Raw genomic sequence first — 1,665 nt, 5'->3', positions numbered from 1 at the left:
CGCCGCCGGACTTCACCCCGGGCATCGCGCCGCTGCCGCCGGCCCTGACCGGGCCGCCGCCACCGCCGGGGCCGGGACCCGCACCCGCGCCCGCGGACCAGCCTTTGCTGCCGGGTAATCCACCGTTCCTCCCACCGGGATCGCAAGGGTAGGGGGCGAGCACGTGTCGACAGTTTTCAACGTTCGAAATCTCAAGGTGCCCAAGGTGGCGGTGATCGTCGGGGCCGTCGTGCTGGTGGTGGCCGTCGTGGGCGCGATCCTCGGCTGGAACGTGTACAAGAACCTGACCACCAAGACCGTGGTCGCGTACTTCACCCAGACGCTGGCGATCTATCCCGGCGACAAGGTCCAGATCATGGGTGTCCAGGTGGGCACGATCGACAAGATCGAACCCGCAGGCGACAAGATGAAGGTCACGCTCCAGTACGAGAGCAAGTACAAGGTCCCGGAGAACGCGACCGCGTCGATCCTGAACCCGAGCCTGGTGGCCTCGCGCACCATTCAGCTGTCGCCGCCCTACACCGGCGGGCCCGAGCTCAAGGACGGCGCGGTTCTCGACGTCGACCGCACGCAGGTGCCCGTCGAGTACGACGACCTGCGCGATTCGATCAGCAGGCTGCTCACCGATCTCGGCCCGACACCGGAACAGCCGAAGGGGCCGTTCGGCGACATCATCGAATCGGCCGCCGACGGTTTCGCCGGCAAGGGTGAACAGCTGAACACGACGCTGAACAACCTGTCGGAGGCGCTGTACACGCTCAACGAGGGCCGCGGCGACTTCTTCAGCGTGGTCAAGAGCCTGGCGCTGTTCGTCAACGCGCTGCACCAGAGCGACCAGCAGTTCGTCGCGCTGAACAACAATCTGGCGCAGTTCACCAACGCGTTCACCGACACCGACCGCGAGGTCGCCACTGCCGTCCAAGACTTGAACGAACTGCTCACCACCACACGGGAGTTCGTCGACGAGAACGGCGAGGTGCTGGCGCACGACGTGCAGAACCTGGCCGATGTCACCAACGCGATCTTGCAGCCCGAGCCACGCGACGGTCTGGAGACCGCACTGCACGCCTACCCGAACGTCGCGGCGAACCTGATGAACATCTCGTCGCCGAACGCCGGCGGCATCGTCGCGATGCCGGTGATCGCGAACTTCGCGAACCCGATGGAGTTCCTGTGCAGCGCGATCCAGGCGGGCAGCCGGCTGGGCTACCAGGAGTCGGCGGAGCTGTGCGCGCAGTACCTCGGCCCGATCCTCGACTCGATCAAGTTCAATTACCTGCCGTTCGGGGCGAACCAGCTGCAGACGGCGATGACGCTGCCCAAGCAGATCGCCTACTCGGAGGAGAGGCTGCGGCCGCCGCCCGGCTACAAGGACACCACCGTGCCGGGCATCTTCTCCCGCGACACCTTGTTCTCCCACGGCAACCACGAGCCCGGCTGGGTCGTCGCGCCCGGGATGCAGGGCGTCGAGGTGCAGCCGTTCACCAGGAACATGCTGACGCCCGAGTCGCTGGCCGAACTGATGGGCGGCCCCGACATCACGCCGCCGCCGGCGCCGCCGGCGTTCGGCACCACGCGCAACGGCAACCTGCCCGGCCCGCCGAACGCGTTCGACCAGAACAACCCTCTGCCGCCGCCGTGGTACCCGCAGCCCGGCCCGCCGCC

1 protein-coding gene is annotated in these 1,665 nt (G+C 67.4%); it reads left to right on the top strand.

Annotated features, from left to right (window positions below):
- Positions 1 to 163: 163 nt before the first annotated feature.
- Positions 164 to 1,665: virulence factor Mce family protein (locus MVA01S_RS29760; protein ID WP_060941836.1), on the top strand; the 1,502-nt coding region annotated here is incomplete at its 3' end.

The sequence above is a fragment of the Mycolicibacterium vaccae NBRC 14118 = CIP 105934 genome, from assembly GCF_001552715.1.
Taxonomy (GTDB): domain Bacteria; phylum Actinomycetota; class Actinomycetes; order Mycobacteriales; family Mycobacteriaceae; genus Mycobacterium; species Mycobacterium vaccae.
This window is presented reverse-complemented; position numbering and strand designations above follow the sequence as displayed.